The organism is Streptomyces sp. MK7 (assembly GCF_032658145.1).
Classification (GTDB): Bacteria; Actinomycetota; Actinomycetes; order Streptomycetales; family Streptomycetaceae; genus Streptomyces; species Streptomyces spiralis.
In genome coordinates, this window is record NZ_JAVACL010000204.1 from 1 (window position 1) to 208 (window position 208).

At 70.7% G+C, this 208-nt stretch carries 1 pseudogene; it reads left to right on the forward strand.

The annotated features are described in order from the left end of the window. Nucleotides 1-208, forward strand: a pseudogene (locus R2S09_RS40485) (cytochrome P450); the annotation flags it as partial.

A 208-nucleotide genomic window follows, 5' to 3' on the forward strand; every position in this document is an offset into this window, starting at 1 on the left:
CTGGACGGCATGAGGGGCAAGACCCGGATCGATGCCGTGGACGACTTCGCCTACCCCCTGCCGGTGACGGTGATCTGCAAGGTGCTGGGCGTGCCGCTGGAGGACGAGCCGCGCTTCCACCACTGGATCGAGACCGCCCTGGACGCTCTGGACTTCGGCCCCGAAGCCGCCTCCGAAGAGATCCGGAGCCGGCTGGCCGGGGGCCGGC